Annotated in this window: 19 protein-coding genes and 1 pseudogene; 11 read left to right on the top strand and 9 right to left on the bottom strand. The window is 58.9% G+C overall.

The features are described from left to right. Positions 1 to 37 precede the first annotated feature (37 nt). A pseudogene (locus tag CFE47_RS11900) lies at positions 38 to 1,143 on the bottom strand (pectate lyase family protein). 39 nt (positions 1,144 to 1,182) lie between these two features. Between CFE47_RS11900 and CFE47_RS11895 the strand changes: the two are divergent. Continuing rightward, positions 1,183 to 2,718: an aldehyde dehydrogenase family protein gene (locus CFE47_RS11895; protein WP_286837229.1), complete on the top strand. Its 1,536-nt coding sequence runs from the start codon at positions 1,183 to 1,185 to the stop codon at positions 2,716 to 2,718. Positions 2,719 to 2,727: 9 nt separating this feature from the next. Here the strand turns inward: CFE47_RS11895 and CFE47_RS11890 are convergent, their stop codons facing one another. From CFE47_RS11890 to CFE47_RS11875, 4 genes are all read right to left on the bottom strand, one after another. Next, positions 2,728 to 3,741, bottom strand: a complete 1,014-nt coding sequence (locus tag CFE47_RS11890) for an AraC family transcriptional regulator (protein ID WP_286837227.1) — start codon at positions 3,739 to 3,741, stop codon at positions 2,728 to 2,730. Between the two features lie 21 nt (positions 3,742 to 3,762). Then, entirely contained in the window at positions 3,763 to 5,199 is a 1,437-nt protein-coding gene (locus CFE47_RS11885; RefSeq protein WP_286837225.1) for a coniferyl aldehyde dehydrogenase, read from the bottom strand. Between the two features lie 54 nt (positions 5,200 to 5,253). Continuing rightward, complete coding sequence (locus CFE47_RS11880) at positions 5,254 to 6,474, bottom strand: amino acid deaminase/aldolase (protein WP_286837223.1); 1,221 nt, start codon at positions 6,472 to 6,474, stop codon at positions 5,254 to 5,256. A 136-nt stretch (positions 6,475 to 6,610) separates the two neighbouring features. Beyond that, a complete protein-coding gene (locus CFE47_RS11875; protein WP_286837221.1) occupies positions 6,611 to 7,285 on the bottom strand; it encodes a TetR/AcrR family transcriptional regulator in 675 nt (224 codons plus the stop codon). Positions 7,286 to 7,448: 163 nt separating this feature from the next. Between CFE47_RS11875 and CFE47_RS11870 the strand changes: the two genes are divergently transcribed. Genes CFE47_RS11870 through CFE47_RS11840 form a run of 7 tightly spaced genes read left to right on the top strand, consistent with a single transcriptional unit; the run spans position 7,449 to position 15,199 of the window. Continuing rightward, positions 7,449 to 7,874 (top strand): DUF2147 domain-containing protein, encoded by a 426-nt coding sequence (locus tag CFE47_RS11870; RefSeq protein ID WP_286837219.1) that lies wholly within the window; start codon positions 7,449 to 7,451, stop codon positions 7,872 to 7,874. A gap of 27 nt (positions 7,875 to 7,901) precedes the next feature. Continuing rightward, a complete protein-coding gene (locus CFE47_RS11865) occupies positions 7,902 to 8,783 on the top strand; it encodes a TorF family putative porin (protein WP_286837217.1) in 882 nt (293 codons plus the stop codon). A 10-nt stretch (positions 8,784 to 8,793) separates the two neighbouring features. Then, the gene (locus CFE47_RS11860; RefSeq protein WP_286837215.1) at positions 8,794 to 10,422 is read left to right on the top strand and encodes a xylulokinase; all 1,629 of its coding nucleotides are present in this window, start codon (positions 8,794 to 8,796) and stop codon (positions 10,420 to 10,422) included. Further along, on the top strand, positions 10,419 to 11,096 hold the full coding sequence (locus CFE47_RS11855; RefSeq protein ID WP_286837214.1) for a class II aldolase/adducin family protein: 678 nt from the start codon (positions 10,419 to 10,421) through the stop codon (positions 11,094 to 11,096). Before CFE47_RS11860 ends, CFE47_RS11855 begins: the two co-directional genes overlap by 4 nt. Continuing rightward, positions 11,093 to 12,574, top strand: a complete 1,482-nt coding sequence (locus CFE47_RS11850; protein WP_286837212.1) for an aspartate aminotransferase family protein — start codon at positions 11,093 to 11,095, stop codon at positions 12,572 to 12,574. The genes CFE47_RS11855 and CFE47_RS11850 overlap by 4 nt, the downstream gene beginning before the upstream one ends. A gap of 10 nt (positions 12,575 to 12,584) precedes the next feature. Continuing rightward, positions 12,585 to 13,205, top strand: a complete 621-nt coding sequence (locus CFE47_RS11845) for a hypothetical protein (RefSeq protein ID WP_286837210.1) — start codon at positions 12,585 to 12,587, stop codon at positions 13,203 to 13,205. 23 nt (positions 13,206 to 13,228) lie between these two features. Further along, a complete protein-coding gene (locus CFE47_RS11840) occupies positions 13,229 to 15,199 on the top strand; it encodes an MFS transporter (protein ID WP_286837209.1) in 1,971 nt (656 codons plus the stop codon). A gap of 39 nt (positions 15,200 to 15,238) precedes the next feature. Here the strand turns inward: CFE47_RS11840 and CFE47_RS11835 are convergent, their stop codons facing one another. Further along, positions 15,239 to 16,279, bottom strand: a complete 1,041-nt coding sequence (locus CFE47_RS11835; RefSeq protein WP_286837207.1) for an AraC family transcriptional regulator — start codon at positions 16,277 to 16,279, stop codon at positions 15,239 to 15,241. Between the two features lie 228 nt (positions 16,280 to 16,507). Here CFE47_RS11835 and CFE47_RS11830 point away from each other — a divergent pair, with 228 nt between their 5' ends. From CFE47_RS11830 to CFE47_RS11820, 3 genes are all read left to right on the top strand, one after another. Then, complete coding sequence (locus CFE47_RS11830; protein ID WP_286837205.1) at positions 16,508 to 17,929, top strand: flavin-containing monooxygenase; 1,422 nt, start codon at positions 16,508 to 16,510, stop codon at positions 17,927 to 17,929. Beyond that, positions 17,919 to 18,800, top strand: a complete 882-nt coding sequence (locus CFE47_RS11825; protein WP_286837204.1) for an SDR family NAD(P)-dependent oxidoreductase — start codon at positions 17,919 to 17,921, stop codon at positions 18,798 to 18,800. The genes CFE47_RS11830 and CFE47_RS11825 overlap by 11 nt, the downstream gene beginning before the upstream one ends. Positions 18,801 to 18,883: 83 nt before the next feature. Continuing rightward, on the top strand, positions 18,884 to 19,192 hold the full coding sequence (locus tag CFE47_RS11820; RefSeq protein ID WP_286837202.1) for an Mpo1-like protein: 309 nt from the start codon (positions 18,884 to 18,886) through the stop codon (positions 19,190 to 19,192). Between the two features lie 34 nt (positions 19,193 to 19,226). Here the strand turns inward: CFE47_RS11820 and CFE47_RS11815 are convergent, their stop codons facing one another. The 3 genes from CFE47_RS11815 to CFE47_RS11805 are packed head-to-tail and all read right to left on the bottom strand — an operon-like array spanning position 19,227 to position 24,636. Continuing rightward, entirely contained in the window at positions 19,227 to 20,456 is a 1,230-nt protein-coding gene (locus tag CFE47_RS11815; RefSeq protein WP_286837200.1) for an alginate lyase family protein, read from the bottom strand. Next, on the bottom strand, positions 20,453 to 23,521 hold the full coding sequence (locus CFE47_RS11810; RefSeq protein ID WP_286837199.1) for an efflux RND transporter permease subunit: 3,069 nt from the start codon (positions 23,519 to 23,521) through the stop codon (positions 20,453 to 20,455). Before CFE47_RS11810 ends, CFE47_RS11815 begins: the two co-directional genes overlap by 4 nt. Beyond that, entirely contained in the window at positions 23,518 to 24,636 is a 1,119-nt protein-coding gene (locus tag CFE47_RS11805; RefSeq protein WP_286837197.1) for an efflux RND transporter periplasmic adaptor subunit, read from the bottom strand. Before CFE47_RS11805 ends, CFE47_RS11810 begins: the two co-directional genes overlap by 4 nt. Positions 24,637 to 24,650 lie beyond the last annotated feature (14 nt).

The following is a 24,650-nucleotide window of genomic DNA, read 5'->3' as shown; positions in this document are numbered from 1 at the left end:
GCAAGCATACAAAACACGATCAGCAGGCGAAGTCGCATCAGCTGCTCCCAGGGGTTACGTGGCCCGCACCGACGTCGCGGGGGAGCCTGAATTCGCGTCATTTCGGGCAGCTGCGGTGCAATGAGGTATTGACGGTATTGTTTGAACGCGTCCAGCGTCGGAGCATCCTAGGGCCGATAGTCATCGCCACAGCGGGTGCGACACGTCCTCGAAGTCATTGCCTTTGACGAGCAGATGCGAGGTGGCGGTGAGCGGCATGATCGCCCTCTGGTACGTCAGATGTACAAGCACATTGTTGACCAACTGCGCACGAACCTCGGAATTGCCCGTTCCGCCGGAGTGGGCGCGCGCGGCCCGACGTGTCATGCACGAAGTTTCTAACCAATGTCAGGGTGTCGTGATGGCCGAGAAACAACCATACCCAGTAATGGTGACCATCACGGGTCGCCGAGTGGGTGTGCGGCCATCGAACTCGCTGTTGGACATCGTCACATGGGTCGCGCTGCCCCAACCGGTCACGATCATCTGCCGGCCGACACGCGCGAAAGTGTCATGGTCGACCCACACGTCATCTGCATCCTCCAGGGTGAACGCATTGCCGCCGCAGACCACACGGGGGTTGATATCCGACAGGGTCAGGTTGAGCACGATGACATTGCAGGCGCCGCCATCGATGAACAACCCCATGGCCTGAATACCGGCGTGAGCACCCACCCCCAACAGCGTCTTGTTCGAACCGATCTTCAGACGCTGTAAACCGGCACTATCATAGGTCACCGTAGCGGGTGGCTTCGACTGGCAGAAATGGTTGGCGCCGTCGATTGCCTACCGCCATGGGGGCAGGCATTGGCTATGCACCCGGCCTCCGCCACCTGGGCGTTGCCATTGGAAACAACCGAGCCGCGAAAATCGAAGGTATAGTCCAAGACGGTAACGCACGGCCTGACATCGGTGCAATTGCCGAGTTTGTCGAAACTCGCGCACAGGGCTTTTTCAGTTCGTCCGGCGTGGCGGGATGCATGGCCGCTGCCTCGCCCCGCCAGTCACCGCCTGGGCAAAACCTTCGGCAGTGGCGGCAGCGTGATAGCCGTTTTTAACCTGTTTTCGTCCGTCTCCCCCCCTGCCTAAGGGCCCGGCAGCCAGTTACCTTGGAGACTGGCCGATGATCCCGAGGAACGATGAATGGACAGCCCCAATGAGTTGAAAGCCCGCCCGCACGACAACGCGCTGCCGTGTGAGGCAGAGGTTTCCCGGATAGCGTTCGCAAACGCCCGCACTGCATTGCTCGCCCATTCACAGCTGTCTACCCAAGTGCGCCTGGCCGAGCTGTCCAAGCTCAAACAAACGATCCTGGCCGATCGTTCAATGATCATCGGGCGGGTCATGCAGGAGGTGGGTAAATGTCGAACGGATGCACTGGTTGCGGAAATTCTCGGCACCCTCGATTGGCTCAACTGGCTGGAGAATAATGCCGAGCGGCTGCTGAAGCCTGGAAAGGTCAAAACGCCGATTACATTGCTGGGCAAGCAGTCGTTGCTGCTGCATGAACCCCTGGGTGTAGTGCTGATCATCTGTCCCTGGAATTACCCCTTTCATAACGCCATCACCGGTATTGCTGCGGCGATCGTGACGGGCAATGCGGTGGTTTATAAACCCTCCGAACACGCCCCCTGCAAGGGGTTGATCGAGCGCGTCCTAGCGTGTTCTCCCATACTCCAGACCTTGGTCCAGGTGGTGTATGGCACCGGCAGCCTGGGCTCGGCGCTGATCGAGCAGCAACCGGCGAAAATTTTCTTCACGGGCAGCGGTCCCACTGGCAGCAAGATCATGGCCCAGGCCAGTCGCGAGTTGATTCCTGTGGAGTTGGAGCTGGGCGGAAAAGACCCGATGATCGTGTTTGCCGATGCCCCCATGGCGCGCTCGGTGGCCGGGGCGCTGTGGGGGGGATTTACCAATGCAGGACAATCCTGTAGCGGCGTGGAGCGGCTGCTGGTAGAGCAAAGCGTGCAGGATCGCTTCGTCGATAGCCTAGTCGAGGAGGCGAAAAAGCTCATCGTGCGCGTGGGTGATAACGGCGAGGCTGATGTCGGGCGCATGACCGTTGGCTTTCAGCGCGACAAGGTTATCGAGCATGTGCAGGATGCTCTGGACAACGGTGCGCGCCTGCGATTTGGCGCCGTACCCAGCGCAGACTCCCTGACTGTGCAGCCGATCATTCTGGATCGCGTCACGCCGGCTATGCGGGTCTGGAACGAAGAAACCTTCGGGCCGGTGTTACCCGTCATGGCCTTCACCTCCGAAGCACACGCCATTGAATTGGCTAACGATACCCACTACGGCCTGTGTGCCAGCGTGTTCACCGCCGATACACAGCGCGCGCTGCGAGTGGCTGCTGCACTTGAGGTGGGCGGTGTCTCGATCAACAACGTCAACATGAGCGAAGGCAACCCCGGTTTGCCGTTTGGCGGTACCAAAAAAAGTGGCTTCGGTAAGCTGCGTGGGCCGGAAGGGTTGCTGGGCTTCACCCGCAGCAAGGCCGTACTGATAGACAAGGCCGGGAGCAACATCGAAGCCAATTGGTACCCCTACACATCGCGCAAATTCAAGCTGTTCGAGCGCTTCATTCAGGCGCTGTATGGGCCACGCCGTTTACGCCTGCTGGCGATCGCTTGGCATGGTCTGCGACTTGAAGCCTTCAGCCAAAAGCCGCGCGACTGACGGCGAGGGTCAAGCGCGCGTTTGTCGCGGGCCGTGCCCCGTCCAGCGTTTGAACGCCTTGCGAAAGTTCTGCGCGTCGCTGAAGCCCACCTCATAAGCAACCTCATCCAGCGTCATGCGTACATTGCCCAGCAGCGACAGGGCACGCTGCTTGCGCAAGTCATCCAGAATGGCTTGATAGGACATCTGGTTCTGCGCCAGGCGGCGGCGTAAGGTTCGCTCGCTCATGCACAGCTGCGAGGCGACCGCTGACAAGCTGACCGGCGTGCGCAGATCGCGACGCAGAATGCGATCGACGGACTCGATAAACTCAATTTCGCCGCCTCGATTCGCACTCGTTTCCAGCAATTCCACGACCTGTCGATTGCTCAACGCATCGTGGGTACCGATGGGGGTGTTGGCCCAGTGGTTTGCGCAGACAAACAGATTATCCTTGCGATCAAAGTGCACCGGACATCTGAACAGGTGTTCATATTGGTCGGCATACGCGGGCCGTGAGTAACTCAGCTCGATCGACGAAGGGCTGAACGCTGGGCCCGCTAAGGTGCGCGCGACATTCAGAAACACGCCGAAGGCTTCTTCAACCAGAAACGTCAGAATATCGGGCTCATGAAATGGGCAGGTGACCTTGATCGTGATTTGCCCTGGCGATTCAAGGTTCTCGAAATTCAACAACGCGCCGGTTTGCTTCTGCATGTCGATGCCCAATGCAATGGCGCTGCCAAGGGTGGCGCTGGTCAACATGGCGTAACCCACCAGGCCCATCGACGCGATGGACTCGGTCGCGCTCATGTCCAGGCCCAGCCCTCTGTCGCGGCCCTTGGTCATCTCCAGGGCGCGCTTGATCATCAGACAGGCCTGGCGAATCGAAACCCGGCTTTGCGGGTTGGCCAGGTCTGAGATGTTGAAACCCAAGCCCAGGCACAGCCGGTTTGGGTCGATGCCCAGTTGCACAATGAGTTCTGCCAGACTGCGCAGCAGGTTGACCGGTAAATCGGCGGTGTGCCGTGTCGAGCCGAGCATGCTGTGCTCCTCGTTGCGTGTTTATTTGCCCAGCATTAGACGGGTGACCAGGCGGGTTAGTCGTCCGTAAGGCGGCGCAACCTTGTCGGACATGTTGAAGGGGCTCAGTTTGAATACGCCCCGGGCATGGGACAGGCGCACGAACCCTTCATAGCCGTGATAGGCGCCTGTGCCGCTTTCACCAACGCCGCCGAAGGGCAGGTCTTCCTGGGTGGCATGCAGCATCGTGCCATTGATGGTCACACCGCCTGAACGGGTTTGCTGCACCACATGCGCGATGCTGGTTCGATCATTGGAGAAGCAATACAGCGCCAACGGCTTGGGTCGCGCATTGATGAAGGTGAGCGCCTCGTCGAGTGTGTCATAGGCGACGACGGGCAACAGTGGGCCAAAAATTTCCTCGCGCATGATGTCGGTGTTTAAGGGCACGTCGGTCAGCAAGGTAGGGGGGACTTTGCGCTCGGCGGTCTGGTCGAACGCCTTGTCCTGCCACACCTTGGCCCCGGCCACGATGGCCTGATCGACCAGATTCAACAGGCGTTCGTAGTGACGCTGCGAGATAATCGAGGTGTAGTCTTTATTGCCGTCAATGGTGGGATACAGCTGCTTGGCCGCCGCCACCCATTCGGTGGCAAAGCGCTCGACCAAATGGCGCGGCACCAGCACGTAGTCGGGGGCGACGCAGGTTTGACCGGCGTTGAATAGCTTGCCGATGGCGATCATCCGCGCGGCTTTCTTCAGTGGAAAATCCGCAGTGAGTACTACCGGCGATTTGCCTCCCAACTCCAAGGTCACCGGGGTCAGGTTGCGTGCCGCAGCGGCCATGACCAGGCGCCCGACCTGTGTAGAGCCGGTAAACAACAAGTGATCAAACGGCAGTTCGCTGAAGCGGCTGGCCACTTGCGCGTCGCCGATGACCACGCTGACCTGGTCGGCTGGAAAGGTTTGGGCCAGCAAGTATTGCAGCAACCGGGCGGTACGCGGCGTCAGTTCCGATGGTTTGATCATCACCCGATTGCCCGCCGCCAACGCTTCCACCAGCGGTGAAAGGGTCAGTGTCAGCGGGTAATTCCATGGCGCCAGAATGCCGACTACGCCCAAGGGTTGATAGATCACCTGTGCCGTGGCGGGCTTGAAGGCCATGCCCACTTTGCGTTTACTCGGGCGCATCCAGGCTTTGAGGTGCGAGCGAATATGGTTGATGCCGTTGACGATGGGCATCAGCTCACTGAGTTGGGTCTCGGCGAACGAACGGTTGCCGAAATCCGCACACACCGCTTCCAGCAGTTGGTCGTGGTGATCGCTGACCAGGCGCAACACGGCGTCCAGGGCAGCGATACGCTGCTCGTAGGTGGGGGCTCCCTGGGCAAGCACGGCGGCTTGTTGGGCCGTGAACAGTTCATTGAGTAACGGCACGGGCTCAAGCGAAGAGGGCAGGTTGCTGAGAGGCTGATTCATGACGGTATCCTTGGGCAAAGTGCAGGAAGAGGGGCGGTGAGAACGCGTGGGCTGTCAGGAGAAGTTTTTGCCCTCGCCGCGATAAGTCGGCACACGGTCCACCACGCGCCCGTTGCTGATTACCAACAGTTCATCGAAACGCTCACACAGTTCGCCCGCCTTGGCGTGACGAAACAGTACCGGGTCACCGATGTTCAACGCGTGCACCAGGGTGTGCAGCAGTGGGGTCTGTACTTCGCCGGCGGCTTCGTTGTCGATCAAGCGGCAGCTGCTGGGCAGCCAGGGCCGGGGCAATCGATCCTTGCCCGCCGGCCCGGAGGCGATGTAACCGCCGCCTGAGCACACCATCACGCCGGGGGCCTGGGTGCGTGTCACCGGCAAGGCAAAACCGGCGGCGGGCGTCAGTTCAAAGGCTTGGTAGTGGTCGAACAAGGTCGGTGCGTACAGGCCGGATCCTGCCGCCAACTCGGTAACCGAAGGGTCGAGTCGGGTGCTTTCAAAACTGCCCGTGCCGCCGCCGTTCACGAACCGCAGGGTGTGCCCAGCCTTACGCAATGCCTGCGAGACTTCTTCACGGCGTTTATTGACTTCGGCAATGGAGCGTCGCTTGAGAAAACGGATGATCCGGTTCTTGACGGCTTGGCCCGGCACCGCGTCCATCAGCCCGGCAATTTGCCCTTCATAGCCCATCAGGCCTTGTAGCACCACACCTTGATGGGAGGCGATATCGGCGGCCAGCCCAAGTGCGCTGGCTACGTCATTGATCGGCGAACGGTGTACGCCAAAGTACAGCCCAGGAAAAGCCGATGACATATCCAGGTCGATCGCCAACGGCACGACCACACCTTCTGTCATGGCTATCTGGTTGATCGCCTGCACCTGGGCCCGGTTATCGACCATCAAGGTAATCGAGCGTCCTCGGCGCAATTGGCAGGCGACTTTTACCAGGCTGCGCTCATCGACCGTCGGGTAAGCCACGACGATGTCGTCAAGCCCCAAGCCGGCCAGCCAGGCGGCCTCGGCGGCGGAGTAGCACAGCAGGCCCTGCATAAATGGCCCAGCGGCCATGATCGTACGAATCATATCCACCGAGCGTATGGATTTGGTCACCAGCCGCACGGGCAGGCACCCGGCGCGTTTGCCCAGGCGCTGGAGGTTGACCGTCAGTGCATCCAGGTCAATGAACGCGGCGGGTAGCTGCACCCCGGCCAGCACCTGATGGTAATAGGCGTAATTGCGAACAAGTGGTAGCGGGGGAGTTTCTACACGGCGCATGAAGGACCCAATGAGTTCAGCGATAAGTGAGATGACGCGTGGTCTCGCTGCAAAGAGGGTAAAGGGCGCCTGGCTGCCGGTGTAGGTGCGAACCGGCCTCGCAACGGGTCCAGGCCGGCCATGTTCGCACCCCGCTTCACGTTTTCGGGGCAGGGGCCAGCCGATCCAGATGACTGACAATCATCGACGCCACCATGGCGCAGACACTCTTGGGGTCCATGGATTCGTCAAACAGCAGTTCGATCGTTGCATGGATCATCTCCACCGCCACCCTCGCAGCGGTAGCGAGTTGCTGAGGATCCGCCTGTGGAAACACCGCCGCCAGGATCTGCGCCTGTGCACCTGAAACCTGTCGGTGGGAGTCAATCCTCACGTGCTCCAGTGCCGGTACCGCCCGAAGCCCCTTGAGGATCCACATGCCGCCCAGGGTTGCCTCGGTCACTCGATAGGTCTCCAGAATCAGTTCAGCGAGCACCAATTCCAGGGTCTCGGGTGGGCCGGACAACAGTTGCGGCGTGATCCAGTGGTCAATCAGGCCGTTCTGCTTTTCCAGCAGGCGTTCGCCTAACACCGTCAGTAGCGCGTATTTGTTGGGAAAGTAGCGGTACAACGCCGGCGGGGTAAGGCCTGCACATTCGCATACCAAGTTGGTGGACAGGCGCTCGATCCCTACCTCGCACAGGGTTTGCGCGGTCGCGACCAGTATCCGCTCGTAGGTCTCGGTGCCGCGCTGCTGCGCAGGCGGTTTCTTCTGTTCCTGGGTTTTCCCGGCGGTAGCGGCGCGGGCGCTGGCAGTGTTGGGCTTGGCCATAGGTACCTAGCAAAAAAAAGGTTGAAGAATCAGCTTATCAAAATGAAAAAAAATGTTGCTGAGGTTCTTAATGGTAGCTATAACTATCGTGTAGCGATGACTATCATAACCGATGCGTCGCTAGTGTGACGGTCTCTTAAAACAAAAAATACAGGTGACGACTATGAACGCACGGCATCGACTTTTTCTTTCACTGGCACTGGTGTGCTCTTCCAGCGGTTATGCGGCGGCGGGTCCACAGGAGGCCAAGGGCCTGTGGTTGACCTTGGAAAAGGATGCGGTGGTCAAGGTAGACGATTGTGCCGATAAGCCCGGCGCGCTCTGTGGAAAGGTGGTCTGGGTTAAGGATGTGGCCTCCACCACCAGCGATTGCGGCGTACAGATCATGCAACTGGATCGTTTCGACCAGGAAGCGTGGCGCGATGGCTGGGTGTTTGATCCCCGCGATCATAAAAAATACAAAGGCGTCGTTCGGGTCAAAGAGGGTTACCTCAATGTCCGGGCTTTTGTCGGCACCGAGATCCTCGGTAAAACGGAGCGATTCGAACGCGTTGCCTCTCTGCCTCCTGCACCGGTTTGCGCTTTGTAAACCCGACCTTTCTTGTAGGAGAGCCTCATGCGTGCAACTACACCCCATTATTTGATGGCCGCTTTGCTGTGGCCTGTTTTCAGCCCCTCCTTGGCATTTGCCGACGAGATGGCCAGCTATGCGGTTGATATCACGACCAAAGCCGTTTCCGATGTCAGAAACCGGGGCGTGTCGGATTCATTGAACCGACCTGGCGCCCGAGTCACCATTCAAGTCGCCCATGAATCAGGGCTGGTGGCTCTCGCCGAATTCACCACCGTCAACAAAAAGCAATTTCCTGAAGGTGATGGAGTTGACGTCCTGCTCGCGGGTGGTTATCGCTTCGGCGACCCAGAGGCGTGGCATTACGGGGTGGGTCTGGCGGCTGAAATGTTTCCCGGCGCGCAGCTCAAGACGCCGAATAAATTCGACTTCGAAAACTTCACTCCCACCGATGAGCGTACGACCAACTTCAACAGCGAATTCGCCGTATTGGAAATCGGCTTCGGCGCGCTGGACGGTCGAATCGCCAGGGTATTGTCCAAAACCTACCGCGGCGCCAACACGGGGGGCGTGTGTGGGGCGCAGTTGCAGTTTCGTGATGACCCCACCAAGGGCTTGGAATGCTATGCCAAGGGCGACCGGAACTCCCGTGGCAGCATGCTCTACGACTTGGATTACAAATACGCACTCGGCATGAACACCACGCTGAAGCTGCATGCGGGTTATCAGCAAATCGTCAACTTCTCCGAAGCGAACGCGGCTGACTACGACATTGGTCTGATCCATCACTTGTGGGGCTTCGACTGGGGGCTTGATTGGGTGACCGCCAAGACCCGGGCGCGTGAATTGTACATGGTCGAGGACAGCGGGCATGTACGCTCCACGGATGACAGCCGTTGGGTCGCATCGATTTCGCGTACTTTCTGAGTAGACCTTTATGACTTCGCTTTTCTTATCCCGGACGCCTCAGGCGGCCACCGGTCTGGAGCAACTCGTCCTCGCGGTGGACCTCGGTACCTCTGGTTGCAAGTGCGCCCTGGTTTCACTGGAAGGCGATATCCGGGCGTGGGCGTTTCACAGTGTGCCGTTGCATGTGAGCGGGTTGAGCGTCGAGCAGGAACCGCAGGATTGGTGGAATGCTTTCCTGCGTGGCGCCAACGAACTGCTCAGCACCGATCCTGTCCGGCGACGCCAGGTGATTGCGGTGTGTTGCTCGACACAGGGTGAAGGCACGGTGTGTGTGGATCGGGACGGCGTGGCCATTGGACGGGCGATGTTGTGGCTGGACAAGCGCGGGGCCGGTGCGGTGAAAAAACGTATGGGAGGAGGGCGGTTCAGCCTGGCCGGCTATGGGCCGCTCAAACTCTGGCGTTCACTGCGCCTGACCGGCGGCGTGGCCTCGTTGTCCGGCATGGATGCCGCCGGCCACATGGCCTATATCCTTGATCATGAGCCACAGCGCTATGAGCGAACCCACAAGTTTCTCAACGTGCTCGACTACATGAACCTGCGCCTGTCGGGTCGCTATTGCGCCACTAGCGACTCGATGTTGACCGCATGGATCACCGATAACCGCGACCCCCACCGCATCCGCTACGACGACGGGCTGGTCAAGGCACTGGGAATAGAGGCCGGCAAACTGCCTGAGCTTGTCCGCTCCACCGACGTTATCGGCACGCTGCGCCCGGAGCTTGCCGAGACCCTTGGACTGGCGCGCACTACGCAAGTGGTGGCGGGTGCCGTCGACACTTCGGCGGTGGCCGTCGGCGCTAGCGTCAGCGACTTTGCCCCGCACCTCTATCTGGGGACCTCGTCGTGGGTGGGGGCTCATGTCCCGTTCAAGAAAACCAGCGTGCGTCACCACATTGCTGCGGTACCCAGTGCCGTCAACGGCCGCTACCTCGCGATGGCCATGCAGTCGGCGGCGGGCGCGAACCTTTCTTTTCTGCGCGACAAGGTGCTGTACCACCCGGATGAGCTGCTCAGTGATGAACAACAGCCGGACGTCTATGCCTTGCTTGACCGTATCGCCGCACGCGTGCCGCCGGGGTCTAGAGGCTTGATCTACACGCCCTGGCTGTGTGGGGAGCGCTCACCGATCAGTGATCCGAGCCTGCGCGCCGGCCTGTTCAACCTGAAGCTGGAACATTCGCGGGAGGACATCATCCGCGCCTTCATGGAGGGGGTCGCGCTCAATACGCGCTGGATGTTCGAGCCGTTCGCGCGTTTTCTCGGCCAGCCCAGCGATGTGATCGTGGCCACCGGCGGCGGTGCCCAATCGGATGTGTGGTGCCAGATCATGGCTGACGTCTGTGGGCGCGTTATCCAGCAGCCGCAGAACGCCATCCAGACCAATGCACGCGGGGCGGCGTTCATTGCGGCGGTGGCGTTGGGCAAGCTGCAGTTCCACGAACTATCCAGCCTCAAGCGCCCCCACCGCCTATTTGAACCGTCCCGCGTGACCCGCGCGCTGTACGACGATCAATTCGCCACGTTCCAAGAGGTGCGCACGCGCCTTGCGCCGCTTTACCGGCGACTGAACCCCATACAGGAGACTGCCTCATGAGTCATGTTCAAGAGCAAATCGTCGAGCTCTCGCAGCATCTATGTCACCGCGGTTTTTTTGCGGCCACGGGCGGCAATCTCGCGTTGCGCATCGATGCGCAGCACATTGCGGTCACGCCGTCGGCAACTGACTATTTCACCATGCGCCCCGAGGATGTCTGCGTGCTGCGCCTTAAGGATCTGGCGCAGCTCTCCGGTGAACGTGCCCCGACGGTTGAAAGCGGGCTGCATGCAAAAATCCTGCGGGCACGCCCGGACGTGCAGTGCAGTATCCACACGCATCAGCCCGTAGCCAGCGCCTGCACGTTGCTCGGCGAACCGATGGATGTGCCTAACCCTGAACTGTGGGATTCCTTGGGTAAACACATTCCCCTGGTCGGGTATGCGCCTTCAGGCTCCAGCTGGCTGGCCGGCAAGTTCGGCCGGGCCATTCGTTGGGATTACAACGCGTACCTGATGCGCAATCACGGGGTGTTGTGCTGTGGCCCGGATGTCGAGACAACCCTGGCGCGCCTCGAGGACCTCGAGACCTTTTGCCGTGACTACCTGTTACGCGAAATCACTGAACAGTCCCGGCATAAATCACAGTCACCTGCCGCCGTGGCACGCCTGGTCGACGCCCTGGTGCGTTCCAGCGCTGCCGAAGCCCACTCTTCTTCCGAGACCCCATCATGAACAAACCCCTTGATCCCATCACATTGCCTGCGGCGGCAGATTCAGCGGTTTCGCAATGGCCGGATGTCGACTCGCTGTATAGGCGTTTCGATGCGCTGGTCAAGCAGCCGATGCGCCCCTTGAAGCGTGAGGCGCTGAGCAAGGTCATGGGCTACTTCGACGAGCGCTGCCAGGGTTCGAGGCGGCTTGCTGAGGAGGCCAAGAAGTTCATACCGGGGGGGGTGCAGCATAACCTCGCGTTCAATCACCCGTTCCCACTCGCAATCGCCCAGGCCAAGGGCGCACACCTGACCGATGTGGACGGCAATCGCTATATCGATTTCCTGCAAGCCGGTGGGCCGACCTTGTTGGGCTCCAACCATCCGGTCATTCGTGATCAGGTCAATCGCATTCTCGACGACTGCGGCCCCGTCACCGGCCTGCTGCATGAATACGAGGTGAGGCTGGCGCAGTTGGTCTGCGAAGTGATGCCCGGCGTCGACATGGTGCGCCTGCTGGGCTCGGGTACTGAGGCGGTCATGGCCGCAGTGCGTTTGGCGCGTGCCTATACCCGCAAGAAATGGGTGATCAAGATCGGCGGGGCGTATCACGGCTGGAGTGACCAGTTGGTGTACGGCATGCGGTTGCCGGGCACCGGCCGTATGGAGGCCGTCGGCATTCCGCGCGGCGCCACGGCCCACACCCAGGAAAGCCCACCGAATAATTTGGACGCGTTGCGTCGGCGATTGCAGATCAACCGCCTGCGCGGCGGCACGGCGGCGATCATGGTGGAGCCCTTCGGCCCGGAAAGTGGCACGCGTCCGGTGCATCCGGACTTCAACCGTCAACTGCGCAAGCTGTGCGATGAGTTTGACACGCTGCTGATTTTCGACGAAGTGGTCACCGGCTTCCGCGCCGGTTTGGGCGGCGCGCAAGGGTATTTCAACGTGATGCCGGACATCACCGTATTGGGCAAATGCCTGACCGGTGGTTACCCCATGGCCGGGGCGATCGGTGGGCGTAGAGATGTCATGCAACTGCTCGCCGGCGGCATCGGCACCTCAGCGCGGCGAGCCTTTGTCGGCGGCACGTTGTCGGCCAACCCGTTGTCCTGCGTCGCGGGTTACTACGCCTTGATCGAGGCGCGCAAACTGAATGCGCCGGCTTTGGCGGGGCGCGCGGGTGACCGCATGCGCAAAGGGCTGGACGAAATCATTAACCGCCGTGGCTTACCGTATGTGGCCTATAACATGGGCTCAATCGTGCACCTGCAAACCTCAGGCGTGTTGTTGCTGGATACCAGCAACCCGCTCAAGTTGCTGCGTGCACGTAACGAAGCCAAGTCGCGCAAGCACATGATGGAAGAGATGGGGGCTGCTTATACGGCCCACGGGGTGATCACACTGGCCGGCAGTCGGATCTATACCAGCCTGGCTGATACCGACGACGTCATCGACGACGCGCTCGAGCGATTCGACGCCGTTTTTCAACTGGTGTGAGGTGAGCGTGATGCACGATGTACTGCGGCAACAATGGTTGGAAATCCGACAACGGCTGGTTGGTCTGGTTAAGGCCGGGAGCAGTTTGTCTTTGCGTATACCGGGCAAAGAACGCATGTGGTGGGGGCAGTTGGAGGATACGGCCCCGACCTGTATTGAATGGCCGGTGCATGTCATGGGGGACAGCCAGACCCATCATGCCATCTACCGCGCGAGGGGCGATGTAGGTTCCGTACTGCTGGGCGGCGGCGAATTTGCCCGGTGCCTGGTGGATTTCGGCGGTGTTATGCCAATTTTGTTTGACGAGCAAGCTCGGCATATTGGCCACATGGGCGTCCCAGCGCATTCAGTCCACGACATCGCCGATGCATTGCAGCGCGGTGGTAATGCGTTGTTGGTCAAGGGCGTGCCCGCCACCCTTGGAACTACCGGCACGCGGATGGCGCTTAACGCGCAGCTTTTTGAAAAATGCGCCAAGGCCTTCACCCTCGCCAAAGCGTCTGGCGCCAAGATGACGCTGTTGCCCTGGTGGGTGGTGCTGGTCGCCAACGGCCGCCTGATGAAAGATGAAAAACGCGCGACGCAATGTTTTGCCCGAGGCGAGATTCCGCCGGAAAACCGTGGTTACTGAAACCCTTTAAGAGGTGTAACGCCATGCACATGTCGTCCGCTGTTTCCCGTAAACACCTGAGTGTCGCCTTGGCGCTGGGCTCGATCGCTGTGCTGATGGTAGGGCTGCAACCCTTGCTGCTGGGAGAGTTGCTGGCGCAAGACCGACTTTCGCTTGAGGGCGTCGGATTGGTCGCTATGGGCGAAATTCTCTCGCTGGGGTTGGGCGTTGTCCTGGGCGATTTACTGCGCTCCGTGTTTAGCCTGCGCCTGATTACGGTCGTGGCCATCCTGGCGGCATCGGGTATGGACCTGGTCACGGCCAACACCACCGGGGATGGCGCACTCGCACTGACGCGAGCCTTCGCCGGGTTGGGTGAAGGCCTGCTGTTATGGGGCACGGTGAACCTGATCGTTCAGGGGCCGGCGCCTGATCGGGTGGCGGGTATCTTCATGGTAGTGCAGACCCTCGGCCAGGCCTCGGTGGCTGCGGTGCTGGCCTACTGGATACTGCCAATTCGGAGCACGTCGTCTTATGGCTTTGTGTTTCTGGGCGTGTTGACAGCTGCTTCCTTATTCTTAGTCTGGTGGCAGCCCGTACGATTGGCAAACCTGGAAAAAAAGCGAACTGATGATTCCGGTTTTAGTTGGGGCGTAAACCATATGCTATTGCTGGGGCTGGCCTTTATGCAACTCAGCGCCATTGGTGGTCTTTGGGCCTATCTAGAACCATTGAGCAAATATGCGGGACTGGATGAACAAAACGCGCAGCTGCTCATTTCTGGCACGTTATTAATGCAGGTGCTGGGTGGGTGTTTTGCAATTTTTCTGGTGCGCCGCGTATCGGACTTTTCAATGTTGGCTGTCGCTGCATTGTTGTTGGGCAGTATCGCGCTGGGCATGTTTTTTTCCGCTGATATGGGCGTTAGCGTATTTCTGGTTCTGTGCGGTGCGTTTGGATTGGTCTGGCTGATGTTGACGCCATTTCAGGTGCGTATCTCGCTACAAATTGATCCCTCAGGACGAATCGCCGCACTAGTGCCCGGAATGCAGCTATTGGGGTGCGCCTTTGGTCCTATGATGGCGTCGCAGTGGGTGGTGGGAGAAAACGCCGAATATGTTTTGCTAGTCAGTGCCGTGTTCTCGCTCATTGCTTTGATCTTGGTTTGTTTGCTTCGCCGGTGCCCGGTGAACACACCCGTCAGTTTTGCACGTAAAGTGGTTTTGGTGGTGGGAGCGTCCTCTGGCATGGGACGCGAGCTGGCGGTACGTCTGGCACAGGAAGGCGCCTGGGTAGTTGCCACAGCCCGGCGCAAGGAGCTGTTGATCGATCTGCAATTGGAAATCACACTAATGGGGGGCAAATGCCTGGTCTCGGCGATGGATGCCTTAGATCAACACGCGGCGGCCGGCTTAGTGGATGAAATCGTCGAACTGTATGGTCGCCTTGATGTAGTTGTGCTTAACGCTGGCGGCGCGCCTGCTTTAGATATGCGCGAGATGAAAGCTGCGGACGTTACCTCGTATATGCGATCGAATTACGACGTGACAGTCAACTATCTGTTCCCCGCCCTGGAGCAGATGAGTCGCCAGGGACATGGATTTGTGGTGCATACCAATTCCCTTGCGGGATTCCTGGGTGTAACACTTCAAGGTCCTTACAGTGCTGCCAAAGGCGCCCTACGCTTGCTTATTGATACCTGCCGTATCGAGTTCGGTGGCCGAGGCATTCGTTTTTTATCCCTCTACCCAGGGTTTGTCGCCACTGCAAAAACCGCGAACGACGGTATGCCAGCTCCGCTGGAAATTTCCGAAGCGGCTGCCGTCGACCATATGCTTTACGCCATGCGCAGCCAGCGTTGGGACTATCTCTTTCCATGGCCTATGAGATGGCTAATTCGGTTGGCGAGAGTCCTACCTAAGTCGGTCACGTTGTGGGTCTTGCGAAAGGAGTTGCCTGGATCGCAACCAGGCAGACCAATCGGGCGTGCCGTAGAGGTTAAAAAAACGATATGAGTCAGGCGCATTAATCCGAGCTGATCGGATATTTTATTGCTATTGATGCTCTCTTGGCAGCGTGCCTGTCCAACGCTTAAAGGCGCGGCGCAAAACTCTAGCGTCGCTATAACCTATAGAATGAGCAACTTGGGTCAGCGTCATAGTGGTGTTGCTCAGTAAGTCACTGGCGCGCTCGTGTCGGATCTGATCAAGCAAATGGCTATACGAGTGGCCTAGATCCGCTAGTCGTCGACGGAAAGTCCGCTCACTCATGTTGAGTCGTTCTAAATAAGTTTGTAAAACTTGCGGATTATCTAGATTAAGTCGGAGGTGACTGCACAGTGTTTCGATCAGTGCATCGAAAGTAATGCGGCGATTTAGCATCTGATCCAATTTTGCACGTAAAGGGGCGCAAGTTATATTGTCGTAATCGGGAAGGCGAGTACTCAGCCAGTGAGCCTCGCTGATTAAACGATTTTTACCAGATTTGAATTTTATAGGGCAACGAAATACCCTGCTATAGCTGTCTGCATATGCCGGACGAGCATAGGAGAGTTCTATGCGCATTGGATTAAAAGCTGGACCTGCCAATCGCCTTACGATAGCAACCACGCTTGAAAATGCCTCTTCAACCAAGAACGGCTGAATATCTAGATCAAATATCCTTGGTTTAACTTCAATCGTTAGCTCATTTCCCTGCATACTTGCCAGATGCTCCATTAAAGCCCCAGTATCACCTTGATGCTCGAGACCGTAGCTCATCGCTTCGCCGAGGGTTTTGCAAGTCAGCATTGCCAGTCCTGCAAATCCCCAGGAAACCGGCGTTTGTCTTATACCTGTCGATAAACCCAAGGCAGGATCACGTATCGTTCGCTGCGCACGGGTGATTAACGTCCTAGTCTGACGGTAGGATAAGCGCATATCCAAGTCGAGAAGCTCTTCATATCCAAAACCTAGGCCGCGACAGATTCGCTCTGTTGACAGCCCGCTTTCATTGATCAGGCTAAGTAAAGCTCGTGCAACGTTGGGCACTACAACAGCTTCATTTTGCTGTGGATGTTGGGTCCAATGATGGGTATCGACGGCATGCTCGAGCATGAGATATAGACTCGCCTCTAATGGTTTTTTGTATCAGGAATGTATCGTATTTTATGATCTTACCAGCAGAATAAAAAAGCTGCTCAGGTAGCCCTAAAAGTTGCGATTCTAACCAGCAGTCTGTCCGCTAAGGAACCCTTTATGGCCGTAAAAGGCCCCTACAGTTGAGATGATTCCTTTACATTTAAATTTCAAGAGTTTATCTAATAATAACTGGAGGTGTGTGCGATGAGTGTGGTCGGCGATAGCAATGTTATTGATCTGGAAGACTCCGCGTGTATTATCGGCTCGGGGGCGGGAGGCTTAAGCGCGGCGCGAGCCTTGAAGGCACATAACATACCTTACGAACAGTTTGAACGGCATGCGGATGTAGGTGGAATTTGGGACATTCATAACAGCGGTACACCGATGTATGATTCGGCTCACTTTATTTCTTCCCGTGACCTGTCTGGTTTTGTCGGCTTCCCCATGCCACGGAACTATCCGGACTATCCATCGCACCGTCAAATTGCTCAATACCTCAGGAGTTTCGCTGACGCATTTGGCCTGCACGAGCAGATTCAATTCAACACGTCGGTCACTCTGATCGAAAAAGATTCCGAGAACCGCTGGTTGGTGACCCTCTCTGACGGCGTTGTAAAGCGCTATCGTTGGGTGGTATTGGCTACAGGTACTAACTGGAAGCCAAACCTGCCGTCGTTTAGAGGTGACTTTAACGGCGAAATACGCCATTCCAACACATTCAAATCCGGGCGCGAGTTCCAGGGCAAACGAGTGCTGGTGGTCGGCGCCGGCAATTCCGGTGCGGATATTTCGTGTGAGGCGGCGATCCATGCCGATCAAGCTTTTATCAGCATGCGACGCGGCTATTACTTTATTCCTAAGCATGTATTCGGCATGCCGGTCGACAAGTTCAACGAAGGCCCTCATCTGCCATTGTGGTTAGCCCGGCCAGTGTTCAAAGGACTGTTACGTTTATTAGTTGGCGACTTGACACGCTGGGGCCTGCCTAAGCCAGACCATGCGCTGTTCGAGACCCATCCAATCATCAATTCTCAACTGCTTCATCATTTGCAGCACGGCAATATTTTCGTCAGGAAGAACATTGACCGATTTGATGGCGACTCAGTTGTCTTCGAGGATGGCGTACGCGAGCAGGTCGACCTGGTGTTGTGTGCCACAGGATACAAGTGGGGGGCCGAATGCGCTGAGCAGTTTTTTGAGTGGAAAAACGGCCGCCCATTGATGTACCTGTCGATGTTCAGTCGCACTCACCGAAACCTCTGCGCGATTGGCTACCTTGACCAGAATTCCAGCGCGTTCAAAACCTTCGATACCCAGGCGCTGACCTTGGCTGCGTACTTTCGTGCCCAGCTTGAGGGGTCGGCAACAGCGTCGCAGTTCGATCAATTGATTCAACGGGATGAGCCTGACCTGAGTGGGGGGATTCAATTCGTGAGTTCGGATCGCCACGCGGTGTATCTGGATGCGCGGGCCTTCCTCGCCTACCTTGAAAAACTGCGCGCCGATTTGAACTGGCCAGCCTTGGGTGATCAAACCTACGACGCCTTAAAACTAGTCCATCGACAGGCGGGCGATACGCGTCATATGGCACCAGCGTTGCAGGAGGCCAGTGCCCATGGCGAATAATCGGATCTTTAGCGGCTGGGTCGCACTCATCACGGGCGGTGCTGGTGGATTAGGCCGTGCGATTGCAGCGGCGTTGATCGGACGGGGCATTAAGTGCGTGCTGGTGGATATCGATCCCGATCGCCTGGCTCAAGCAAGCAAAGCCTTGGGGCCGATGGCACTGACTTATCAAGTCGATCTGACGGATACCGAGGCGCTGGAAGGGTTGGTCAACCATGTCCGCGACGAGTTCGGGCGTCTGGATCTGCTGGTCAATAACGCCGGGATATTGAGCAATACGCCGTTCGAAGTACGCTCGATGCAGTCTATCAGCCATGAGGTGCAGCTCAACATGCTGGTGCCTATCGCGCTGACTCAGGCTTTTCTTGGCTTGCTGCAAGAGGCCGTTGACGGTCGGGTGATTACCATAGTGTCCCTTGGCGGCCTATTCCCCATGCCGGAAACATGTATTTATTCGGCTACGAAGTTTGGTTTACGCGGGGCAATGCTGTGCCTGGGACTTGACGGCAAGCGGCTTGGCGTCAAGTTCACCATCGTCAACCCATCGGCTACCGAAACGCCGATGCTGATGCGCGAGGCGATTGAGGACGGTAACAAAATGCAGTTCCTAGACCCACCGCAAATGCCTGAGGACGTTGCTCACACGGTGCTCAAGGCGCTGGACAGACCTCGCCTCGAGATGTTCGTAAGGCCGAGCGAGTCCTGGACCGCGCGCCTGGTGATGCTGGCTCCCGGCATCTTGCCCCGTGTGTTGCCGTTGTTTCACCGCAAAAGCGAAACAGGCCATCGCAACTACCTGATATCACTTGAGCAGCGAGGCTTAATTAAACGGGAGGGGCAGGGCTGGCGCCTCAGCTTGCCGGAGAACTGATCGATCCCTACAGGCGCCGGGATAAGGGAACTTGAATCAGGCAATTAAATTGCCGTTATCCAAACCGACAGTGAGCCAAGACGATGCGCACCAGACCCTATAAAAATTTTGAAGAGTTCTATCCGTTCTATTTGGGTGAACACTCGAACCGGACTTCTCGACGCCTGCATTTTGTCGGATCCACCCTGGGATTGCTGTTGGCTGCTGTGGCGCTGCTGTCGCAGTCATGGGGCTGGTTGCTGCTTGCGATTGTGCAAGCTTATTCCTTCGCCTGGGTGGGGCATTTCTTTTTTGAGCACAACCGGCCTGCCACCTTCCGGCATCCCCTGAGCAGTTTCAGGGGAGACTGGAAAATGTGGTGGGACATGCTGACGGGCCGGCTACCGTTCTAAATCGTGGAAGCCATGAGGGTTCACGGATGAGCCTTTAAGGTACCAGTTGATTTTTTGACAAGCCATATTCTCCCAACGAATAGAGCAATGTTCCATACCCCAGTTGGTCATATCCACCACTGTTTGGACCGTAATCCCCGCCACCCCCTTCTACCTGGACTTTATGCGCGAAGGCTTTCACGTTCGGCGCCTTTAGGCCTTTAAGCACGACGTAGTGGTTGTAGAGCAGTTCCCAGATCGGACGGATGTCGCCGCGATGTTCTGCCGAGATAACGGTTTGCTGGAAACCGCTGTTGATAAAGGGTGTAAACGGCACGTCCTGGCCCAGGTTGTATTTGGCCACATACTCGGCGCCTTGCAGCACGCGGTTGTTCTGATAGCCGAACAGATCATCGCCCTGGCTCCAGGCCATTTGGCAGAAACTGCCGAGCAAGGCGATATCGAGCAGGGTGTGCGCCTGGTCACGCCCGCTTTCCTGGACCTGGCCGAGACCATTGCCGTAGAGCTTCCACACCACGTGTTCAATGGAACCGTTGCCGGCGCCGTGTTTGAAATAGTTGACTGCTTCATCATAGATATCGCGGCGGTCGGTCAGTACGCCAATTGCCAGCATCGCGTTCATGTTGGCCAAGTCCCAGTTCGCCCAATAGTGATCGACCAACGCGTTATTGTGATGCACCAGAAAATCATGGTTCATCGGGTAGAAGACAGTGAGCATCATGTGCTGGAACTGACGAAAGTCCGCAGCCTTCCACTTTGAATAACCGCGCAGTAATTCTGCGGCATTGGCGAGTTGGTAACCGTACAAGCCGGATGCCAGGAATCGGTCCGAGGTGCCCTCAATGGCCGTGAGGGTGGTGGACCACTGGTTCAACAACGCCACGGCTTTGTCGGCATACGCGGGGTCGCCCGAGAGCTGCCAGCGCAGTGCCAATGCGTACGCAGCAGCAGCGTCGTTGAATAACCTGGCGTAGTTTTCCGGATGCTGGCCATCCGCGCCCCGATACACCACCGCGACGGGTCTCGGGTTCCAGGCCAGTGATGCGTGCCGGTTGGCGGTTAGCTTCTGCCAACCGGCCAGCCACGGCTGGTTATGGTTGGCCAGTTTTTCGCGGATGCGTATGAAGTCCTGCTCGGTCTGCAACAGGCCTGGGTGGACGAACGCGGAGGCTTGAGCACCGATACTCATCGACAGCGCGCCGAGTAGCACGGCCCCGCGGGTTATGCGCTTGATGTTGCGCTTTGCCTTCAACGAAAAAGTCATGGTGTGTTCGCCTTGATGTGTGAATGTTTACGCGGTGTGAACAGCAATACGTACAGCACGGGGATCAACCCCAGAGTGACCAACGTGCCCAGCGCCAGGCCGCCCATCAGCGTGATCGCCATGCCTTCCCACAGCGGCCCGGCAAACAGCATCAGCGGCACCAGCCCGATAATGCAGGTCAGTTTGGTCATGACGATGGGGCGCAGGCGTTTCACGGCGGCGTTCACCACCGCCTCGTACACTGGCAGGCCCTCGTGGAGTTCGGCCTCGATACGCTCGAGCAGCAACACGGCGTTGTTGACGATAATCCCCGCCAGGGACAACAGGCCGAACGTGGCCATGAAGCCGAACGGGTAGCCGGTGATCAGCAGCGCAACGGCCACGCCGATCAGGACGAAGGGGATCGCCGAGACCACAATCAGCAGCTTGCGAAACGAATTGAACTGCCAGACGAACAGCAACAGCATGGCGATCAGCGCGTGGGGCAGGTATTGCAGCAACGCCTGGTTAGCGTCCGCTGAGTCTTCGATTTCGCCCCCCAGCTCAATGCGGTAACCCGGCGGCAGGGGCAGTGCCGCCACCTGTGGTGCCAACTGCTCGACGATGGACGTCGCCGTCAACGACGGGTTATGCCCGACCACGGTAATGGCGCGTTCCTGATTGCGCCGCATCAGCGTCGAAGGTTCGCTCGACGCGACGATACGGGCAACGGCTGACAGAGGCACAGGCGTAGAGCCGTCGGCCGGGTAGACCAGGATGCCGCGCAGATCGGGGGAGGCATCGCTTGTCGTCGACGGCTCGCGCACCACCAGCGGGACGCGGGTCTGGTTGTCTTGCAATGACGACACCTGCAGGCCGCCGAAATGCAGTTGCAACGCCTGGGCAATGGCTTGGGTGTCGACCCCGGCGCGGCGCGCACTGTGCTGATCAACTTCGACGGTATAGCGCGTCAGGCGTGTGCTCCAGTCATCGCGCACATCCAGTGTGCCTGGCAAGTCACGCAGGGCTTTTTCGATCTGACCGGCGAGGTTGCGCAATACTTGTTCGTCCGGGCCCAGCACGCGATAGATCGCGATACCGGCCTCGGTGGTGCCCAGGGAAAAACGCTTAGGCTCGGCGCGCAGTTCCGGGTGTTGCTTGAGCAGATAACGGCGCGTATTGGCGATGACTGCATCAATATCCGTACCGCTTTTGACGCTGACGGTGAAGTACGCAGTTTCCGGTGCCGGCAGCGGCGGGTTGAGGCCCAGCACGATGCGCGGCCCGCCATCGCCGACGTAGCCGATACTGTCGGCCACCTGGGGTTCCTTGCTCAGCCACAGGCTGATCTCGCGCACGCTCTGCAAGGTCTTGCGCGAGCCGCTGCCGGGCTCCAGGGTGATGGGCACCTGGAACTGCAAGCGGTCCGACTGAGGCAGAAAGTCATAGGGCACGCGCATCAGTTCGAAGATCGCGGCGGCGAGTAACACCAGCATGGCCATCAAAAACAGCGCTTTGTGCTGCAGCACCCGGCGGATGACCGCCCGATAGCCACGGTAAAAACCACTGTCGTAACTGTCCTCTGCCGTGTCCTGAGGAGCGGCTTTGGCGAAATACAGGCACAGCAGCGGCGTGGCGGTGATGCTCAACAACCACGAGCCGAGCAGCGTCAGCGCCAGCACGACAGCCAATGAACGCAAGTATTCATTGGTGCTGGTCTGGCCGAGGAAGAACGGCGAGAAGGCCAGCACAATCACCAGCGAGGAGGTCAGCAGCGGAATCGCCAGGGTACGTCCGGCGTCTTCGCAGGCCTGGCGCCGATCCTCACCGGCGTGCAACCGGCGCTCGATGTCCTCGGCGATCACGATGCCGTTATCCACCAGCAAACCGAGCGCGAGGATGATTGCGGCAATCGACACGGTTTGCAACTCGACCCCGAGCATGCGCATGGCGATCAACGTACCGAGGATGGTCAGCGGCACAATGGCACCCACCACCAGCCCGGTGCGCCAGCCCAGGAACAGCATGACCACGGCCATGACGATGACCACCGTCTCGATCATCACATGCTTCATCTTGGCCATCTGCTGATCGACCACATCGGCCTGGAACGTCACCATATGCGCTGCGAAGCCCAACGGGAGCTGCTGTTCCAGCTGGGCCAAACGCTCGCGCAATGCCACGCCGAATTGGTGAACGTTTTGTCCTAGCGCCATCGACACCGCCAGCACCACAGCGTCCTGGCCTTGATACACCGCGGCGGTCTGGGGCGGGTCGGCAGCCATCACCGAGATCTGCGCGATGGCGCCGAGGGCCACCGACTGCGCAGTGCCGTTTGCGCCGGGCAGTTGGATCGGCAACTGGCGCAGTTGCTCCACGCTGAGCACTTCGCCGGTTACGGTCAGGGTGGTGATTTGCCCGCCAATGTCGGCGATACCGCCGGGGGCCAACACATTCTGTTGCTGCAGTTGCTGGAACAGTTGCTGGGGAGACAAGCCCAGCCCCGCCAGGCGCTGCGGGTTGAAGTCGATTGACAACTGCTGGTCCTGCACGCCGTGCAACGTCACCTGGCCGATGCCGGGCAAACCGCCCAACTGGTCGCGCAGGCGCTTCAGCGGCCCGCGCATCTCGCTCATGCTGTAGCCGGGCGCGGTGATAGCGATGGACGCGACGGCCACGCGTCCGAAATTATCGTCGACAAACGGCCCTTGGGTGCCCGGTGGAAAGCCGGCGCCGGCTTCGGCGACCTTGTTGCGCACCTGCTGCCACAGCACGCCGAGGTCCTTGGTTTCATCGCGAGCCGTCACTTGGATGACCACGCTGCCGGGATGAATCGTGGTCACAATATTCTTGATCTGTGACAGTTCGCGCAGTTTTTCTTCCGTTGGCCGCGCCAGCAGTTCTTCGGCGCGCTCACTGGGCAGTCCGGGGAACTGGATGCTCACCAGCGCATCGCGGATGGTCACCGAGGGCTCTTCCTGGGTCGGGAAACTGAGGAAGGTCGCCACACCTGCGAGCAGGATCAACAGCGCGGTGAATAGCGTCAGGCGGCTTGCGCCCAAGGCGTGTCGGGTCAGGTTGATCATTCGGTTGTGCTCAAGCGGCTGGAGGGCGTAAGCAGGTTGACGGGCTGGCCGTCAGTGAGAAACGCAACGCCAGTGACGACCACTTGCTCGCCGTCCTTGAGGCCCTTGTCGATAGTGACGCGGCCCTGGTCGATCAGGCCGATCGTAATGTCACGCAGGGCAACCTTGCCCTGGCTCGGGTCATAGACAAACACCTGCACCTGGCTGGCGTCACCGCCCATGCGCAGGGCCTGGGTTGGAATGGACAGCGGGAGCGGAGCGGGGGACGCGAGCCTCACATTGAGGTTCACCCCGCTGGGCAGTGCCAGGTCGCTGGCGATCAGGCGATAGCGCGCGCTTTGCAACAAGCCGTTCTGCGCGCGCATCGACACACCTTCCAGCACCATCGGCAGTGTGGAACCAGGCGCGGCCGGGTCGGCGGCCACGGCGTGGTCCCCAGGCTTGAGGCTGGCGGCCTGTTCCACCGGGACTTGCACGAGCACCTGCAAAGCGCCCGAGGCCTCCAGCTCCAACACGACTTGGCCGGGCGCTAGCTCGCTGTACAGCTGCGCAGGCCGAGCCACGACGCGACCGTCAAACGGCGCAATCAGTTGGCCCTGGCGCTGATCGCGGCGTACCAGGTCCAGCGCCGCTTCATCGGCTGTCTGCTGCGCGACGGCAGCTTGCCACGCCGCTTCGGCTTGCTCCACAGCGCTGGCCGCGACGCTGCCCTGGGTAAACAGCTGTTGCTGGCGGACCTTGTTGCGCTTGCGCTCGCCGGTTTGCGCCACGCTGGCGAACAAGGCCGCCTGCGATTGTTTCAGACGTAACCGCACGGCTGCAGTGTCCAGGCTTGCCAGCACCTGGCCTTGTTTTACGCTATCGCCGACGTCGACGTTCAACGCTACCAATCGGCCCGCGCCTTCGAAGGCCAGGGCCGCACGTTGGCGTTGGCGTACCACACCGGTCAACGGCGCAGCGTCGACCTCTGTGGCGTGCACGGTGGTGACTTTGACGGACCTTATCGCCGGCTCCGGCACCGGTTCCTCGCGCGAACAGGCCGCCACCATGAGGCAGGCTACGCCGAGCATCAGGGGGCGAGCCCAGGGACGAAATAGCTGAGGAAAACCATGCATGCCCAGGATCTCGT

Origin of the sequence: Pseudomonas sp. PGPPP1 (genome assembly GCF_002255865.1) — a bacterium.
Taxonomy (GTDB): Bacteria; Pseudomonadota; Gammaproteobacteria; order Pseudomonadales; family Pseudomonadaceae; genus Aquipseudomonas; species Aquipseudomonas cremoris.
Note: the sequence above shows the minus strand (reverse complement) of the source record. Positions and strands in the feature narration are given on the sequence as shown.

Excerpts from the sequence above, each read along its gene's own strand:
- CFE47_RS11895 (WP_286837229.1), top strand. The coding sequence starts at position 1,183 with ATGGACAGCCCCAATGAGTTGAAAGCCCGCCCGCACGACAACGCGCTG.
- CFE47_RS11890 (WP_286837227.1), bottom strand. The coding sequence starts at position 3,741 with ATGCTCGGCTCGACACGGCACACCGCCGATTTACCGGTCAACCTGCTG.
- CFE47_RS11885 (WP_286837225.1), bottom strand. The coding sequence starts at position 5,199 with ATGAATCAGCCTCTCAGCAACCTGCCCTCTTCGCTTGAGCCCGTGCCG.
- CFE47_RS11880 (WP_286837223.1), bottom strand. The coding sequence starts at position 6,474 with ATGCGCCGTGTAGAAACTCCCCCGCTACCACTTGTTCGCAATTACGCC.
- CFE47_RS11875 (WP_286837221.1), bottom strand. The coding sequence starts at position 7,285 with ATGGCCAAGCCCAACACTGCCAGCGCCCGCGCCGCTACCGCCGGGAAA.
- CFE47_RS11870 (WP_286837219.1), top strand. The coding sequence starts at position 7,449 with ATGAACGCACGGCATCGACTTTTTCTTTCACTGGCACTGGTGTGCTCT.
- CFE47_RS11865 (WP_286837217.1), top strand. The coding sequence starts at position 7,902 with ATGCGTGCAACTACACCCCATTATTTGATGGCCGCTTTGCTGTGGCCT.
- CFE47_RS11860 (WP_286837215.1), top strand. The coding sequence starts at position 8,794 with ATGACTTCGCTTTTCTTATCCCGGACGCCTCAGGCGGCCACCGGTCTG.
- CFE47_RS11855 (WP_286837214.1), top strand. The coding sequence starts at position 10,419 with ATGAGTCATGTTCAAGAGCAAATCGTCGAGCTCTCGCAGCATCTATGT.
- CFE47_RS11850 (WP_286837212.1), top strand. The coding sequence starts at position 11,093 with ATGAACAAACCCCTTGATCCCATCACATTGCCTGCGGCGGCAGATTCA.
- CFE47_RS11845 (WP_286837210.1), top strand. The coding sequence starts at position 12,585 with ATGCACGATGTACTGCGGCAACAATGGTTGGAAATCCGACAACGGCTG.
- CFE47_RS11840 (WP_286837209.1), top strand. The coding sequence starts at position 13,229 with ATGCACATGTCGTCCGCTGTTTCCCGTAAACACCTGAGTGTCGCCTTG.
- CFE47_RS11835 (WP_286837207.1), bottom strand. The coding sequence starts at position 16,279 with ATGCTCGAGCATGCCGTCGATACCCATCATTGGACCCAACATCCACAG.
- CFE47_RS11830 (WP_286837205.1), top strand. The coding sequence starts at position 16,508 with ATGAGTGTGGTCGGCGATAGCAATGTTATTGATCTGGAAGACTCCGCG.
- CFE47_RS11825 (WP_286837204.1), top strand. The coding sequence starts at position 17,919 with ATGGCGAATAATCGGATCTTTAGCGGCTGGGTCGCACTCATCACGGGC.
- CFE47_RS11820 (WP_286837202.1), top strand. The coding sequence starts at position 18,884 with ATGCGCACCAGACCCTATAAAAATTTTGAAGAGTTCTATCCGTTCTAT.
- CFE47_RS11815 (WP_286837200.1), bottom strand. The coding sequence starts at position 20,456 with ATGACTTTTTCGTTGAAGGCAAAGCGCAACATCAAGCGCATAACCCGC.
- CFE47_RS11810 (WP_286837199.1), bottom strand. The coding sequence starts at position 23,521 with ATGATCAACCTGACCCGACACGCCTTGGGCGCAAGCCGCCTGACGCTA.
- CFE47_RS11805 (WP_286837197.1), bottom strand. The coding sequence starts at position 24,636 with ATGCATGGTTTTCCTCAGCTATTTCGTCCCTGGGCTCGCCCCCTGATG.